Origin of the sequence: Bacillus sp. AFS001701, from assembly GCF_002559405.1 — a bacterium.
GTDB lineage: Bacteria > Bacillota > Bacilli > Bacillales > Bacillaceae_G > Gottfriedia.
In genome coordinates this window covers 1-251 of the sequence record NZ_NTZO01000376.1, presented here as the reverse complement: position 1 = coordinate 251, position 251 = coordinate 1, and the positions used below count along the sequence as shown (strand labels likewise).

The 251-nt window shown below is 23.5% G+C and carries 1 protein-coding gene; it reads right to left on the bottom strand.

The genetic code is table 11. The features are described 5' to 3' along the window. On the bottom strand, positions 1-251 hold a 251-nt coding region (locus tag CN514_RS26210; protein ID WP_217993947.1), incomplete at both ends, for a hypothetical protein.

The following is a 251-nucleotide window of genomic DNA, read 5'->3' as shown; positions in this document are numbered from 1 at the left end:
ATTTTTTATAATTGGAATTGATAATAAACTTTCTGCTTCTGAAAATTTCAAATGATCATTGGTGTACCATTGTGATCGTCTGTTAAAACTATATCTTCTTTTTTCAAAAAAAACTTTTTTAGATATTGAACCTTCAAGCGTATCAAAGTAAGGACAACTAAATATTTTTTCATCACATTTATTTTGAAAGTATCTTTTTAATTTAAGCGATTTATTTTCAACTATAAATAAATTTCCATATGAAACTGGAA